This is a genomic window from Kribbella antibiotica (assembly GCF_004349055.1).
Taxonomy (GTDB): domain Bacteria; phylum Actinomycetota; class Actinomycetes; order Propionibacteriales; family Kribbellaceae; genus Kribbella; species Kribbella antibiotica.
The window spans coordinates 1-15185 of the sequence record NZ_SMKX01000030.1 but is presented as its reverse complement, the minus strand read 5'-3'; the positions used below and the strand labels follow the sequence as shown (position 1 = coordinate 15185).

Below are 15185 nucleotides of genomic sequence, written 5' to 3'. Positions count from 1 at the left end.
CTGTAACGCGGCCGCCGCGGCGACCAGCCACAGACAACGTGCCCGGCTTGTCCGGTGCGGCGGCCAGCCATCCCCGCCGTACCGGCGATAGACCCACACAAACGAACTGAACTACCTGACTCGATAGACAGCGCCTGGGCCGAAGATCGGGGTGGAGACGAAGAGGTCACCCCAGCGGTTGTAGGCGACGCCGCCGGGCAGGTTGAGCTTGCCGCGGGCTAGCTCTTTTCGGTGGCCCCACTTGTCTTGGACGATGAGCGAGCCGATCGGCGAACCGCCCATCTCGAACTTCAGCCAGCTCTCACGCGCCAGCTGCGCCACCGCCAACTTGCCGTGCGGACCACCGGCGAGGTCGACAATCGAGGTGTAGCCGTCGGCGTACCGGGTGCAGTTGCCCTTGCGCGGTTTCACCGGGTCGCAGACTGCGTTGACTGAACCAGGCTTGATCCGCCAGATCTGCGACGTACCGGGGGTGGCCGGGAAGCCCCGGAGTTCGCCGACGTACCAGTAGCCGTCTGAGCCGACCGTGACCGACGTGGCCACCGCCTCGCTCGGGATCGGTGTGCCGGCCGGCGGTGCGTCCGGGCCGAGACCGGCCGGCGTCTTCACCACGCGCGGCTTGAGCCGGGCGACGGTCTTGACCTTCCCGTTCGGCCAGACTCGGAGCAGGTCGTTGCCGGCGGCATCGGCCACCAGGACCGTGCCGTCCTTGAGCGCCGCGACGCCGTACGGGTTCGACTCGGTGGGTGGGTCGGCCAGGTTGTACGGGTCCGGGTCCTTCGACTGGTACTTCGCGATGTTCGCGACCGCGATCGGCGACTTGCCGGGGCGCAGCCGGAACAGGGTCGCCCCACCTGGCGGGAGTGGCTGACCCGGCTCACCGCCCGCGCCGGTCAGCGCGTACGTCGTACCCCATGCGTTGGTGTCGATCGCCGGCGGGAACCCGCCCGGCACCTGCCCGAGCTTCCACCGCCGGTGACCATCGGTCGCGTAGACCGAGCCGTCCGTGACGCTGTAGATCACCTTGTGTCCGTACGTCGCCACACCCCGTGGACCGTTCAGATTCGTTGCCAAAGGCCTCAGTACACCGCCCGCCTCGGCCTGCCCCGGAACGAGTAACGACCCTGTCAGTGCCAGCGCTGCGGCAGCAGCAATGCGTATTCGTGCGCCCACGGTCCTACCCCCTGCGAATCTGCGTCTCCCCAGACGCGGAGCCCCTCCACAGACCCCAACATCGCAACACCACACCCCGTGCCGGTCAAGGCTCAAAAGGGCAGAACTATGCGCACCCAACCGCACCCGCTGAGTACACCCACTCCGAAAGCCTTCGCATTCCAAGCGTCGAGCGACCGCGCCGGAGGCGTTTTTAGCGGAGGAGGGGGTCGATGGCTGCGGCGATGAACAACAGAGCCAGGTAGATGTTGGAGAAGTGGAAGAGGCGCATGGGGCGGAGGGCTGCGCCGTCGGCGCCGGTGTGGGCGCGGAGCAGCAGGGCGCGGGCCTCGCGGAGGAAGACGACGCCGAGGACGACCGCGGCCACGGGGTAGACGAAGCCGGTGTCGGCGACGGGCCAGAGGGCGATCGAGGTGATGACCATGACCACGGAGTACGCCATGATCTGGCGGGCCGTGGCGACCGGGGTCGCGACGACCGGGAGCATGGGGACGTCTACCGAGGCGTAGTCCTCGCGGTAGCGCATGGCCAGGGACCAGGTGTGCGGGGGCGTCCAGAAGAAGACGACGCCGAACAGGACGATCGGGGTCCAGGCGAGGTCGTTGGTGACCGCGGTCCAGCCGATCAGGGTCGGGAAGCAGCCGGCGATTCCGCCCCAGACGATGTTCTGGACCGTCCGGCGCTTCAGCCACATGGTGTAACCGAAGACGTAGAACAGGTTCGCGGCGAGCGCGAGACCCGACGACAGCCAGTTCACGAAGAAGCCGAGCTCGAGCGTGGCGAGCACGCCGAGGACGATGCCGAAGACCGTCGCCGAGCGCGGGCTGACCGCGTGCCGCGGCAGCGGGCGGCGGCGGGTGCGGCGCATCTGCTCGTCGATGTCGCGGTCCAGCACGCAGTTGATCGTGTTGGCGCTGCCGGAGGCGAGGATGCCGCCGATCAGGGTCCACGCGACGACGCCGAGGCCCGGGACTCCCCCGGCGGCCAGGAACATCACCGGCACCGTGGTGATCAGGAGCAGCTCGATGATGCGTGGCTTGGTCAGGCCGACGTACGCCTTGACCACGTCGCGCAGCGACGGACTCACCAGTTCGGAAGAGTCCGGCAGCGGCGACGGGTACGACGTCGTCGCGGCTGGACGCGGGTCGACGGCCGTCACGAACACCTCGAAAATAATGGTTGACGCCGGGGACCGGCGCTGACGGTTCGACAGTCTACGACGCCCCGTAGGAGGGGCTTGACCACCCCCCAGGGTGAGTCGGCGAATGTGATCTGACAGACCCCGGCCAACAACGGGAACAACGACGTTCATGTCCGAGTTGCTGATCTGTGAGACGCCTGAAACGTGCTGGCGAGTAGGCTCCTGAACGAGCACCAGCCCGGGTGTTGACAGCCATCGAGAGGAGCGCCGCCGGCGTGACGGAGAAGACCAGCCCCAAGCTTGACTGGACCGAGCTCGACAAGCGCGCGGTAGACACCGTGCGGGTCCTCGCGATGGACGCCGTGGAGAAGGTCGGCAACGGCCACCCCGGTACGGCGATGAGCCTGGCGCCGGCGGCGTACCTGCTGTTCCAGAAGGTGATGCGGCACAACCCTGCCGACTCCCACTGGGCCGGCCGCGACCGCTTTGTCCTGTCGGCCGGGCACTCCAGCCTGACTCTGTACATCCAGCTCTACCTGGCCGGGTTCGGCTTGGAGCTGAACGACCTGGAGTCGCTGCGCACCTGGGGCGCCAAGACCCCGGGCCACCCGGAGTACCGGCACACCGACGGTGTCGAGACCACCACCGGCCCGCTCGGCCAGGGTGTCGGCAACGCGGTCGGGATGGCGATGGCCGCCCGCCGCGAGCGGGGTCTGTTCGACCCCGAGACCGCCAAGGGCGAGAGCCTGTTCGACCACCACGTCTACGTGATCGCGTCCGACGGTGACCTGGAAGAGGGCGTCTCGGCCGAGGCCTCGAGCCTGGCCGGTCACCAGCAACTCGGCAACCTCACGGTGATCTGGGACGACAACGAGATCTCCATCGAGGACGACACCAACATCGCGTTCTCCGAGGACGTGGCGGCCCGCTACGCGGCGTACGGCTGGGATGTCCGCACGGTCGACTGGACCAACGGCGGCTCCGAGTACGTCGAGGACGTCCAGGCCCTGTACGACGCGATCGAGGCCGGCAACGCGGTCACGAAGAAGCCGACGTTCATCCGGCTGCGCACGATCATCGGCTGGCCGTCGGCCACCAAGAAGGGCACCGGCAAGGTGCACGGCAACGCGCTGGGCGCGGAAGAGGTTGCCGCGACCAAGGAGATCCTCGGCTGGGATCCGGCCCTGAACTTCCAGGTCGCCGACGAGGTCATCGCGCACACCCGCCAGGCCGTCGAGCGTGGTCAGGCCCTCCAGGACGCGTGGACCGCCGAGTTCGAGAAGTGGCAGGTCGCCTCCCCGGAGCGCGCCGAGCTGTTCGCCCGGCTGGCCAAGCGGGAGCTGCCGGCGGGCTGGAAGGACGCCCTGCCGAGCTGGGAGGCCGACGCCAAGGGTGTCGCGACCCGCGCCGCTTCCGGTGACGTGCTGACCAAACTGGCGCCGGAGCTGCCCGAGCTGTGGGGCGGTTCGGCCGACCTCGCCGGTTCGAACAACACCACCCCGAAGGGTGAGCCGTCGTTCATCCCGGCCGAGCACTCCACCGAGGCCTTCCAGGGCAACGAGTACGGCCGCGTCCTCCACTTCGGCATCCGCGAGCACGGCATGGGCTCGATCCTGAACGGCATCGCGCTGCACGGCGGCACCCGTCCGTACGGCGGCACGTTCCTGGTCTTCTCCGACTACATGCGCCCGTCGGTCCGGCTCGCCGCGCTGATGAAGCTGCCCGTGACCTACGTCTGGACGCACGACTCGATCGGCCTCGGCGAGGACGGTCCGACCCACCAGCCGATCGAGCACGTCTCGGCGCTGCGGGCGATCCCGGGCCTGGACGTCATCCGCCCCGGCGACGCCAACGAGACTGCGGCCGCCTGGGCCGCCGTACTGGAGAACAACGACCGGCCGGCCGCGCTGGCGCTGACCCGCCAGAACGTCCCGACCTTCCCGCGCGGAGTCGACGGCTACGCGACGACCGAGAACGTGAGGAAGGGCGCTTACACGCTCCTCGACACCGAGGGCACGCCGGACGTCGTACTGATCGGCACGGGGTCGGAGCTGCAGCTGGCCGTCGAGGCCCGCGCCAAGCTGGCCGACGAGGGCATCAACGCCCGGGTCGTGTCGATGCCGTCGCGCGAGTGGTTCGACGAGCAGGACGACGCCTACCGCGAGTCGGTCATCCCGGCCGATGTGCGGGCCCGGGTCTCGGTCGAGGCCGGGATCGCGCAGAGCTGGCACGCCATCGTCGGCGACGCCGGACGCAGCGTCAGCATCGAGCACTACGGCGCCTCGGCCGACTACAAGAAGCTGTACGACGAGTTCGGCATCACGACTGCCGCGGTCGTCCAGGCAGCCAAGGACAGCATCGCGACGGCGGCCGGCATCTCCGGTCCCGGCGTACCGCCGAAGCGCGCGGCAGCTGGTCCGGTCGGACCGGCCGACGCTCACTGAACTCACCTCACAACAGAAGATTCCGGAAGAAGGCATCGGACAATGACTGATCGCTTGAAAGCACTCGCCGACGCGGGTGTCTCCATCTGGCTCGACGACCTGTCCCGTGAGCGCCTGAACAGCGGCAGCCTGCGGGCCCTGATCGAGGACAAGCACGTCGTCGGTGTGACGACGAACCCGAGCATCTTCGCCAAGGCCGTCTCGGACGCCGACGCGTACGCCGAGACGATCGGCAAGCTCGCCGCGCAGGGGATCTCGACCGACGAGGCGATCCGCGTCATCACCACCAGCGACGTCCGCGACGCCGCGGACCTGTTCAAGCCGATCTACGACGACACCGACGGCCAGGACGGCCGGGTCTCGATCGAGGTCGAGCCCGGCTTCGCCCGGGAGACGCAGAAGACGATCGACCAGGCCAAGGAGCTGTGGGAGATCGTCGGGCGCGAGAACGTGCTCGTGAAGATCCCCGCCACCAAGGAGGGCCTGCCCGCGATCACCGCGACGCTGGCCGCCGGGATCAGCGTGAACGTGACGCTGATCTTCTCCCTCGAGCGCTACAAGGCGGTCGTGGACGCGTTCCTGTCCGGCGTCGAGCAGGCGATCGACAACGGTCACGACGTGACCAAGCTGGCCAGCGTGGCGTCATTCTTCGTCAGCCGCGTCGACAGCGAGATCGACAAGCGGCTCGACGCGATCGGCACTGACGAGGCGAAGGCCCTGAAGGGCAAGGCAGCAGTCGCCAACGCCCGGCTCGCCTTCGAGGCGTACGAGGAGATCTTCGCCAGCGACCGCTGGCGCGCGATCGAGACCGCCGGCGCGAAGCCGCAGCGTCCGCTGTGGGCCTCCACCGGCGTCAAGGACCCGTCGTACTCCCCCACCCTGTACGTCGACCAGCTGGTCACCGCCGGTGTCGTCAACACGATGCCTGAGGCAACCATCAAGGCCGTCGAGGAGCACAGCGAGGTCACCGGGGACACCGTCCGCGGCGACTACGCCGGTGACCGCAAGGTGATCGACGACCTGGAGAAGCTGGGCATCTCGTACGACGAGGTCGTCCAGATCCTCGAGGACGAAGGCGTCTCGAAGTTCGACATCTCGTGGTCCGAGCTTCAGGACACCGTCACCGCAGCCCTGAAGGGTGCCGCCAAGTGACTGCCGTAACCACGCACAACGGCGACTGGTCCGAGGTCGTCAGCAAGCTCGTCGAGGACAAGATCGCCTCCCGGATCGCCGCGAAGGACGCGACGATCTGGGGCCCGGACGCCGAGCCCGAGGCTTCGATCCGGCTCGGCTGGGTGGACCTGCACGAGACCTCGCGGCCGCTGCTGGTCGAGATCGAGGCCCTGCAGGCCGCGCTGCGCGCCGAAGGCGTCACCCGCGTCGTCCTGTCCGGCATGGGCGGCTCGTCGCTGGCCCCCGAGGTCATCACCCGTACGGCGGGTGTGGACCTGGTCGTGCTGGACTCGACCGACCCGAGTGTCGTCGCCCGTGCGCTGGCCGGTGACCTGTCGAAGACGGTCGTGGTCGTGTCGAGCAAGTCCGGTGGGACCGTCGAGACCGACAGCCACCGCCGTACGTTCGTGAAGGCGTTCACCGAGGCCGGGATCGACGCGGCATCGCGGATCGTCGTCGTGACTGACCCGGGTTCGCCGTTCGAGAAGCTGTCGGCCGACGAGGGCTACCGCAAGACGTTCCTCGCCGACCCGAACGTGGGTGGCCGCTACAGCGCGCTGACCGCGTTCGGTCTGGTGCCGTCCGGTCTCGCCGGTGCGGACATCGCCGATCTGCTCGACCAGGCGGCCGAGGCGGCTCCGGCGTTGCAGGCCGACTCGACCGACAACCCGGCGTTGTGGCTGGGCGCCGTACTGGCTGCTTCTGAGGGCCGGGACAAGGCGATCATCACGGCCGACGGGTCCGACATCGTCGGTTTCCCGGACTGGGCCGAGCAGTTGATTGCCGAGAGCACCGGTAAGCAGGGCACTGGCGTACTGCCGGTCGCTGTCGAGCTGGGCGCGCCCGAGCTGACCAGCGAGGCTGCTGACCTGACGAACGCACTGCTGGCCGGCAAGCCGACCAGTGGCGTGCCGACTGCACTCACGTCGGGTTCGCTCGGCGGGCAGTTCCTGCTCTGGGAGGTGGCGACTGTTGTCGCCGGCTACCTGTTGGGGATCGACCCGTTCGACCAGCCGGACGTCGAGAGCGCGAAGCAGGCCACGCGTGGCCTGCTCGACGCCCAGCCGGAGCCGGAGGCTGCTGCCTTCACCGACGGCGCTGTCGAGGTACGCGGATCTGAGGGTCTGCTCGACGGTGTGGACTCGCTCCAGGGCGCGGTCGACGCACTGCTGGGTCAGCTCGACGAAGTTGGGTACGTGGCTGTCATGGCGTATCTCGACTCCGAGCGGGACGCCGACCTGATCGGTATCCGCCCCGCGATCGCCGGCCAGACCGGTCGTCCGGTCACCTTCGGGTGGGGACCGCGGTTCCTGCACTCGACCGGCCAGTACCACAAGGGCGGTCACCCCGAGGGCGTGTTCCTGCAGATCACGGCGGCGCACCCGGCCGACGTGGAGATCCCGGATCGCCCGTTCACCTTCGGTACGTTGATCTCGGCGCAGGCCGCGGGCGACGCGAATGTGCTTGCCGACCGCAACCGTCCGGTGCTGCGACTGCACCTGACCGATCCGGCGAGCGGCGTACAGCAATTGCTTTCTCTGTTCACGAAGTAAGTAACCAGGAGGATTGCGGCTGATGACCGCTGAGCTTGACGACGGGCCGGTCGGCCCGGTGAACCCGCTGCGCGATCCGCAGGATCGGCGGCTGCCGCGGATCGCCGGGCCGTGCAGCCTGGTCATCTTCGGTGTCACCGGGGACCTGGCGCGGAAGAAGCTGATGCCGGCGGTCTACGACCTGGCGAACCGGGGGCTGCTGCCCCCGGGCTTCGCCCTGGTCGGGTTCGCCCGCCGCGACTTCACCAACCAGGACTTCGCGCAGATTGTGCACGACTCGGTCAAGGAGCACGCGCGGACGCCGTTCCGCGAGGAGGTCTGGCAGCAGCTTGCCGAGGGCTTCCGCTTCGTCCCCGGTGACCTCACCGACGACGAGGCTTTCAAGCGCCTGCGCGAGACCGTGGACGAGCTCGACATCAGCCGTGGGACAGGTGGCAACCACGCGTTCTACCTGTCCATCCCTCCGGGCCTGTTCCCGCAGGTCGTGCAGCAGTTGTCCGAGCACGGCCTGACCGAAGAGAAGCCTGGCTCATGGCGGCGCGTCGTCATCGAGAAGCCGTTCGGCCACGACCTGAAGAGCGCTCGTGAGCTGAACCGCGTGGTCGAGTCGGTCTTCCCGCCCGAGGCGGTCTTCCGGATCGACCACTACCTGGGCAAGGAAACCGTCCAGAACATGCTGGCGCTCCGGTTCGCGAACGCGATGTTCGAGCCGGTCTGGAACAGCCACTACGTCGACCACGTCCAGATCACGATGGCCGAGGACATCGGCATTGGCGGCCGGGCCGGGTACTACGACGGCATCGGCGCAGCCCGCGACGTGATCCAGAACCACCTGCTCCAGCTGCTTGCACTGGTCGCGATGGAGGAGCCTGTCTCCTTCGACGCGTGGTCGTTGCGGCAGGAGAAGAAGAAGGTGCTCGCAGCGGTCAAGCTGCCTGAGCGCCTCGACCTGCACACCGCCCGCGGGCAGTACGCCGCCGGCTGGGCCGGTGGCAGCAAGGTCAAGGGTTACCTGCAGGAAGACGGCATCCCGTCGCACTCCGCGACCGAGACCTTCGCCGCGATGCGGGTCGACGTGGACACCCGGCGTTGGGCCGGCGTCCCGTTCTACCTGCGCACCGGCAAGCGCCTCGGCCGTCGCGTGACCGAGGTCGCGGTGATGTTCAAGCGCGCGCCGCACCTGCCGTTCACCAAGACCGAGACCGAGGAACTGGGCCAGAACGCCCTGGTCCTGCGGATCCAGCCGGACGAAGGCATCACGATGCGCTTCGGCGCCAAGGTGCCCGGTACGTCGATGGAGATCCGCGACGTGAACATGGACTTCCAGTACGGCGGTTCGTTCACCGAGTCGTCGCCGGAAGCCTACGAGCGGCTGATCCTGGACGTGCTGCTCGGCGACCCGCCGTTGTTCCCGCAGCACACCGAGGTCGAGCTGGGCTGGAAGATCCTCGACCCGGTCATCAACTACTGGGCCGAGCACGGCACGCCGGAGCAGTACGCCTCCGGTGACTGGGGCCCGGATTCGGCGCACGAGATGCTGGCCCGCGACGGACGCACGTGGAGGCGGCCATGATCATCGACCTCACCGACACGACGTCGAGCGGGATCGCATCGGCGCTGCTGAAGGCCCGCCGGAGCGCAGGCTCTCCGGCGATGGGCATGGTCGGCACCATCGTGGTCGTCGTCGACGAGGCGTCGCACCACGATGCGATGAAGGCTGCGAACGAAGCCGGTCGCGAGCACCCGTCGCGCGTACTGGTCGCGATCCTGCGGCCGGGGCGTGGCGCTACCGGCCTGGATGCAGAGGTCCGGGTCGGCGAGGGCGTTCCGGGCGAGGCTGTGTTGCTGCGGCTGCACGGTGAGCTGGCCCGGGTTCCCGAGTCGGTCATCACGCCGCTGCTGCTGCCGGACTCCCCCGTCGTCGTCTGGTGGCCGGGTGGCGGACCGAAGGTTCCGGCCGAGGACCCGCTGGGCAAGCTCGCTCGCCGTCGGGTCACCGACGCTGCCTCGGGTCGTCGGGCGACCGTCGACTTCCCCGCCCGCGCTGAGGGTTATGCGCCTGGTGACACCGACTTCGCGTGGACGCGGCTCACGCCGTGGCGTGCGCTGATGGCGGCGGCCCTGGATCAGTACCCGACCAAGGTGCTGGCCGCCGAGGTCGTTTCCGCGAAGGGCAACCCTTCGGCCGACCTGATGGCGGCTTGGCTGCAATGCCGGCTGGGCGTTCCGGTTGAGCACAAGAACTCGCGCGGTCCGGGCATCACCGCCGTACGGATGTTCACGGCGTCGGGGCCGATCGCGTTGACGCGGCCCGACGGATCCGTGGCGACGTTCTCGATTCCGGGTGCGCCGGACCGTCCGGTCGCGCTCAAGCGCCGTACGCCGTCCGAGTTGCTGAGCGAGGAATTGCGGCGACTCGACCCGGACGACGTGTACGCGAAGACGCTGGCCTGCATGGTGGAGCGGGAGAAGTTGCCTGCCTCGGCCAAGACGGTCAGCGAGGCGGATCGCCGTTCGACGCAGGCTGCGGTGAGCAAGGCGGCCGCGAAGACCGCAGCGGTCGCAGGCAAGGCCGCGTCAGCCGAGCTCGAGGCGCACGCCGGCGGCAAGAAGGCGAGTGCCGCGAAGAAGGCGGCGGTGTCGAAGAACGCGTCCGCGAAGAAGGCCCCTGCGCCGAAGCGGACGGCCAAGCCTTCGGCTGCTCGCTCGACCGCGACTCGTTCGACGGCCAAGAAGGCGACTGCGAAGAAGACCGTGGCCAAGAAGACTGTGGCGAATAAGGCACCGGCCAAGAAGGCGACCGGCAAGCGCGTGGCGGGTCGGTCATGACCGGCCCGGAGCGCGCAGTCGAGTCCGAGCTGTTGATCCACCGGGACTCGACGGCACTGGCGCACGCCGTGGCGGCGCGGTTCATCACGGCGCTGGTCGATGCCCAGAGCAACGGTCGGGTCGCACAAGTGGTCCTGACCGGTGGCCGGGTTGCCGCGGCGATCTACAAGGCTGTGGCGGAGTCGCCGGCGTCGGCGACGATCGACTGGCAGCGGGTCGAGTTCTGGTGGGGTGACGAGCGGTTCCTGCCGCCCGGCGATCCTGAGCGCAACGAGACCCAGGCGCGTGACGCGCTGCTCAACCACGTCGACTTCGACCCGGCCCGCGTGCACCCGATGCCCGCGGATACCGGCCAGACCGCCGAAGTTGCCGCCGATGCGTACGCGACCGAACTGGCCGCCACGATCTCCGCGCTCAGCGACGTCAAGGGCCGCGCCGTACCGGCCTTCGACGTACTGATGCTCGGGGTCGGTCCCGACGGCCACGTCGCCTCGCTCTTCCCGGGCTACCCGCAGCTTGAGGTCGTCGACGTGTCGGCAGTCGCCGTGCACGACTCCCCCAAGCCGCCGCCGACCCGGGTCTCGCTCACGGTTCCGGCGCTCAACCGGTCCCGCGAGGTCTGGTTCGTCGTCTCCGGCGTCGACAAGGCCGAGGCAGTTGCCGAGGCCCTCAAGGAGACGAGCACTCTGCCCGCCTCCGCTCCCAAGGGCCGCAACCGCACGTTGTGGCTGTTGGACGAGGACGCCGCTTCACAGATCCAGTAGCGCTCAGACTGCAGGCCGCCCGTCCCGGTTAATTCCGGGGCGGGCGGCTTTTGCTTGTGCTACGTTTTTGCCATGCGTCGTTCAGCTTGAGCAGTGTGCATTCCTTCGAGTGATGCCATCGGGTGACCGATCCGGTGGACGTCGGATGCACTCACGATCACGGTGATCCTTCGGGATCCACCGGCGTATCCCCTTTCTTGGGGTCGCCGTTCCCGTGACCACCAGTGCCGTCTCCGGCGCGCTGCTCAAGGAACTGCCCATGTCTGCTGTTGTGAACACGCCGATCACCCTCGGGGTCGTGGCCCATGTCGATGCCGGCAAGACCACCCTGACCGAACGACTCCTGTACGCCGGTGGTGCGCGCGACCACCTCGGCAGTGTCGACGCCGGGACCACCGCCACCGACACGATGGATGTCGAACGCCGCCGCGGTATCACGGTGCGGGCGGCGGTTGCGTCGTTCCAGCTCAACGGCACCCAGGTGAACGTCCTGGACACGCCGGGGCACCCGGACTTCGTGGCCGAGGTGGAGCGTTCGCTGCTCGTGCTCGACGCGGCGATCCTGGTGGTGTCGGCGGTCGAGGGCGTGCAGCCGCAGACCGTCGTACTGGGCCGGACGTTGCGGCGACTCGGCATCCCGACGATTGTCTTCCTGAACAAGACCGACCGGCCGGAGTCCAACCCGGACAGGGCGATGGCCGCGCTGCGGGCGCGCACCGGGATGCCGCTGCTCGATCTGGCGCGGCCAGCTGACTTGCTAGGGCTGATCGCCGACCTGGACGATCGGACACTGCAGCGTTGGCTGGCCGGTGATCCGCCACCCCGGTCGCAGTTGGAGACCACCGGCTGGGAGCAGGCGCGTGAGGCGCGGCTGTGGCCGGTGGTCGCCGGTTCAGCCCGTTCGGGAGCGGGCATCGCCGAACTGCAGGACGCGCTCGCGCAGCTAGCGCCGGACCGGGAGTCCGTCGACGAGAAGCTGTCGGGGGTCGTGTTCAAGGTCGAGTCCGAACCCGGTACGCCGCGCTCCGCGTTGTTGAGGTTGTGGTCCGGCGACCTGCGGGTCGGCGACCGGATCAGCGTCGCCGGCCGCGAACCGCAGCGAGTGAAGGCCATCGAGGTGGCCACGCCGGATGGGTTCGCCACCGCGCGACAGGCCGGAGCCGGTGACATCGCTCGCGTGCGTGGTTGGGTCGACGCGCGGATCGGCGACGGCATCGGGCAGATCGGGTACCGCCAGACGTCGGTGACGCGCAAGGCGACGATGCACGCCGTGGTGCGGGCGACCTCTCCGGCCCAGGTGTCGGCGCTGGGGACCGCACTGCGGGAACTGCAGGAGATCGATCCGATGATCCAGCTCGGTGCCGACAGCGAGAGCGGCGAGTTGACCGTCGAGCTGCTTGGTGAGGTACAGAAGGAGGTTCTGGCCGAGGTGCTGGCCACGACGTACGGCGTACCGGTCGAGTTCGGAGACACCGGGATGGTCTGCATCGAGCGGGTCGCGTCGACGGGGACGGCGTTCGATGTGATTGCGACTGACGACAATCCGTATCTGGCCACCATCGGTCTCCGGGTCGGCCCGGCGGCGCCCGGGACCGGCATCACTATCGAGCTGGACGTTGAGCTCGGGTCGATGCCCCGGTCGTTCTTCACGGCGATCGAGGAGTCGATCCACGAGCAGCTCCGGCACGGCCTGTCTGGCTGGGAGATCCCGGATGCCGTCGTGGGTATCACCCGGACCGGCTATTGGGCGCGGCAGAGTCAGTCGCATGGGTCCTTCGACAAGTCCATGCCCAGTACGGCGAAAGACTTCCGGCTGCTGACTGCCGTCGTACTGGCTGCGGCTCTGCGGCGCGCAGGAACTCAGGTGTGCACGCCGGTCGAGCGGTTCTCGGTCGAGGCGCCTCGCGCGGCCAATGCCGAGCTGAGCGCCTTGTTCCGCACCCACCGGGCAGTCCCGCTCAGCTACTCCGACCATGGTGACTGGAGCACCGTGGTCGGCGACATCAGGACGGACAGGCTGGCCGGACTGGTTGCGGGGCTACCGGCCGCGACAAGTGGCGAGGGGATCATCGAGGCGAGCCCGGACCGCTACGAGGACTGCGACGGTCTCTCGCCTCGCCGGTCACGCCCATGGCCGGACTCACTCGACCGCGAGCTGTTCTTCCGGCATCAGCCTCGCTAGCGAAACTGTCCGTGGGCGGTGACAGGATGACGGTATGAGTGGATTTCGCGCGTTGCACGAGGCCCCGACCGGGTTTGTGATGCCGAATGCCTGGGACGCGGGTAGTGCGGTTTTGCTAGCTGCTGCTGGGTTTTCGGCGATCGCGACAACCAGCGCCGGGATCGCGTTCTCGTTGGCCAAGGGTGATCACACACTGCCGGACGGGGCGCCGAGCGTGTCGCGAGACGACATGTTCGAGCGGATGGAGCAGATCGCGGCGGCGGTCGCCGTACCGGTTAGTGGTGATCTTGAGGATGGGTATGGCGCTGCGCCCGCGCGGGTTGCCGAGACGATCACGCTGGCTCGCGCCGCGGGACTGGCCGGCGGGAACATCGAGGACTACGACGGCCACGACCTGTACGACGTCGAGCTCGCCGTCGACCGGATCGTCGCAGCACGCGAGGCGGCCGGGCCCGACTTCGTCCTGACCGCCCGGACGGACGGGCAGCTGCTGCGGACGCCCACCTCGCTGGCCGATTCCATCGACCGCGCCAACCGCTTCCGCGCCGCGGGTGCCGACTGCTTGTACGTGCCGGGAGTCAACGACCTCGACACGATCAGCACCATCGTCCGCGAGGTCGACGGTCCAGTGAACGTGGTGATCGGTCTGGGCTCGTCAACCCTCACAGTCCCCGATTTGCTTGCGGCCGGGGTGCAACGCATCAGCCTCGGCGGCAGCATCGCCCGCGCCGCCCTCGGCTTCATCCGCCGCAGCGCCGAAGAGCTCGCCACCCACGGCACGATCGGTTTCGCGAAGGACCAGATTCCCCAAGGCGAGCTGAACGAACTGTTCGCCCGCCGGCGGGAAAGCTGAGCCCCGGGCCGCGGTGCTAGGCGCTGGGAGCCGCCGTACCGATGGCTGCGCTGAGTGGCGCGAAGAGTCCTCGGACGTCCCCGCCGCTGGCCCAGATCCCGATCGCGAAGGCGGCCGTCGCCTCCAGCAGCCGGGCACGCACCAGTCCACCGGCCGCCACCGGCACGCCACCCACATCCCGAACCAGCTCGGCGACCCGCTCCACCGCCGCCGACTCACCACACAGCGGCACGCCAAGCCCCTTTGCCCCATCCCGCCAGACCGTGTCCGGCGCCAGATTGAATCCCTTGACCACCTGCGCGTGAGGGGCCACGCCGCTGACCGCCTCCGCCGTCGCGGTGCGGGCGAGGGTGAAGTCCCGATGATCGATCGCGTTCGTGCAGTCGATCAGCACCTTGCCCGCCGCAACCTCCAACCCAGCGACGGTTTCCACCACTACCTCGGCCGGAACCGCCAGCAACACCACTTCGCCGTACGACGTTGCCTCCCGCAACGAACCCGCATGAGCACCAATCCGCGCGGCCGTCGCAGCCGCCCGCTCCGGATCCCGCCCACCGATCATCACCTCGTGCCCAGCCCGCACCCAGTGCCGCCCGAGCGCCTCCGCCATCCCACCATTCCCCACTGTCCCGATTCGCATGGCCACGACGCTAGCCCGGCCGAAAGACACCATCCGGTGCCCATCAGCCAGGCAGAATGAGCCTATGACCTTCTACGCCGACTGCCAGGCGCGCGTCGCGGTCGAACTCATCAGCGGCCGCTGGCCCATGGTCGTCCTCTACGCCCTCAGCAAAGGCCCAGCCCGCCCCGTCGACCTGCGTAAACACATCGGCGGCATCAGCCAGAAGGTCCTCACCGAAACCCTCCGCCGCCTGGAAACCAACGGCCTGGCCGAACGCCACCGGTACGCCGAAGCCCCACCCCGCGTCGAGTACTCGCTCACCCCCGCCGGCCAGGACCTCCTCATCCCCATCAACGCCCTAGGCGACTGGGCCGCCCGGCACGCCGACGCCGTACTGGCCGCCCAGGACCGCGCTGCAACCTGATCTTTGTGGAACGCCAAGGCCATCAGG

Annotated in this window: 12 protein-coding genes; 9 read left to right on the top strand and 3 right to left on the bottom strand. The window is 68.7% G+C overall.

What is annotated here, in order from left to right; genetic code table 11:
* Positions 1-111: 111 nt before the first annotated feature.
* The gene (locus E1263_RS13085; RefSeq protein ID WP_165956595.1) at positions 112-1074 is read right to left on the bottom strand and encodes a ScyD/ScyE family protein; all 963 of its coding nucleotides are present in this window, start codon (positions 1072-1074) and stop codon (positions 112-114) included.
* A gap of 292 nt (positions 1075-1366) precedes the next feature.
* Complete coding sequence (locus E1263_RS13080; RefSeq protein WP_165956594.1) at positions 1367-2338, bottom strand: heme o synthase; 972 nt, start codon at positions 2336-2338, stop codon at positions 1367-1369.
* A 251-nt stretch (positions 2339-2589) separates the two neighbouring features.
* On the opposite strand from E1263_RS13080, the gene tkt reads away from it, so the two are divergent.
* The 8 genes from tkt (at position 2590) to E1263_RS13040 (ending at position 14112) form a co-directional block, all read left to right on the top strand.
* The gene (gene tkt, locus E1263_RS13075) at positions 2590-4758 is read left to right on the top strand and encodes a transketolase (RefSeq protein WP_272949661.1); all 2169 of its coding nucleotides are present in this window, start codon (positions 2590-2592) and stop codon (positions 4756-4758) included.
* A gap of 42 nt (positions 4759-4800) precedes the next feature.
* Positions 4801-5910 (top strand): transaldolase, encoded by a 1110-nt coding sequence (gene tal, locus E1263_RS13070; RefSeq protein ID WP_132167535.1) that lies wholly within the window; start codon positions 4801-4803, stop codon positions 5908-5910.
* Positions 5907-7484, top strand: coding sequence for a glucose-6-phosphate isomerase (locus E1263_RS13065; protein ID WP_132167534.1), 1578 nt, complete (start codon positions 5907-5909; stop codon positions 7482-7484). The genes tal and E1263_RS13065 overlap by 4 nt, the downstream gene beginning before the upstream one ends.
* A 22-nt stretch (positions 7485-7506) precedes the next feature.
* Complete coding sequence (zwf, locus tag E1263_RS13060) at positions 7507-9057, top strand: glucose-6-phosphate dehydrogenase (protein WP_132167533.1); 1551 nt, start codon at positions 7507-7509, stop codon at positions 9055-9057.
* Entirely contained in the window at positions 9054-10313 is a 1260-nt protein-coding gene (locus E1263_RS13055) for a glucose-6-phosphate dehydrogenase assembly protein OpcA (protein ID WP_132167532.1), read from the top strand. Before zwf ends, E1263_RS13055 begins: the two co-directional genes overlap by 4 nt.
* Complete coding sequence (gene pgl / locus E1263_RS13050) at positions 10310-11077, top strand: 6-phosphogluconolactonase (RefSeq protein WP_132167531.1); 768 nt, start codon at positions 10310-10312, stop codon at positions 11075-11077. The genes E1263_RS13055 and pgl overlap by 4 nt, the downstream gene beginning before the upstream one ends.
* Before the next feature lie 259 nt (positions 11078-11336).
* Positions 11337-13259: an elongation factor G gene (locus tag E1263_RS13045; RefSeq protein ID WP_132167530.1), complete on the top strand. Its 1923-nt coding sequence runs from the start codon at positions 11337-11339 to the stop codon at positions 13257-13259.
* 34 nt (positions 13260-13293) lie between these two features.
* Positions 13294-14112 (top strand): isocitrate lyase/PEP mutase family protein, encoded by an 819-nt coding sequence (locus E1263_RS13040; protein WP_132167529.1) that lies wholly within the window; start codon positions 13294-13296, stop codon positions 14110-14112.
* 16 nt (positions 14113-14128) lie between these two features.
* Here the strand turns inward: E1263_RS13040 and E1263_RS13035 are convergent, their stop codons facing one another.
* A complete protein-coding gene (locus tag E1263_RS13035; RefSeq protein ID WP_132167528.1) occupies positions 14129-14752 on the bottom strand; it encodes an NADPH-dependent F420 reductase in 624 nt (207 codons plus the stop codon).
* Between the two features lie 64 nt (positions 14753-14816).
* Here E1263_RS13035 and E1263_RS13030 point away from each other — a divergent pair, with 64 nt between their 5' ends.
* Positions 14817-15158, top strand: a complete 342-nt coding sequence (locus E1263_RS13030) for a winged helix-turn-helix transcriptional regulator (protein WP_132167527.1) — start codon at positions 14817-14819, stop codon at positions 15156-15158.
* The last annotated feature ends 27 nt before the right edge of the window (positions 15159-15185 follow it).

What these genes read in the sequence shown, in the direction of transcription:
- tal (WP_132167535.1), top strand. Translation starts at nt 4,801, where the DNA reads ATGACTGATCGCTTGAAAGCACTCGCCGACGCGGGTGTCTCCATCTGG.
- zwf (WP_132167533.1), top strand. Translation starts at nt 7,507, where the DNA reads ATGACCGCTGAGCTTGACGACGGGCCGGTCGGCCCGGTGAACCCGCTG.
- E1263_RS13055 (WP_132167532.1), top strand. Translation starts at nt 9,054, where the DNA reads ATGATCATCGACCTCACCGACACGACGTCGAGCGGGATCGCATCGGCG.
- pgl (WP_132167531.1), top strand. Translation starts at nt 10,310, where the DNA reads ATGACCGGCCCGGAGCGCGCAGTCGAGTCCGAGCTGTTGATCCACCGG.
- E1263_RS13045 (WP_132167530.1), top strand. Translation starts at nt 11,337, where the DNA reads ATGTCTGCTGTTGTGAACACGCCGATCACCCTCGGGGTCGTGGCCCAT.
- E1263_RS13040 (WP_132167529.1), top strand. Translation starts at nt 13,294, where the DNA reads ATGAGTGGATTTCGCGCGTTGCACGAGGCCCCGACCGGGTTTGTGATG.
- E1263_RS13035 (WP_132167528.1), bottom strand. Translation starts at nt 14,752, where the DNA reads ATGCGAATCGGGACAGTGGGGAATGGTGGGATGGCGGAGGCGCTCGGG.
- E1263_RS13030 (WP_132167527.1), top strand. Translation starts at nt 14,817, where the DNA reads ATGACCTTCTACGCCGACTGCCAGGCGCGCGTCGCGGTCGAACTCATC.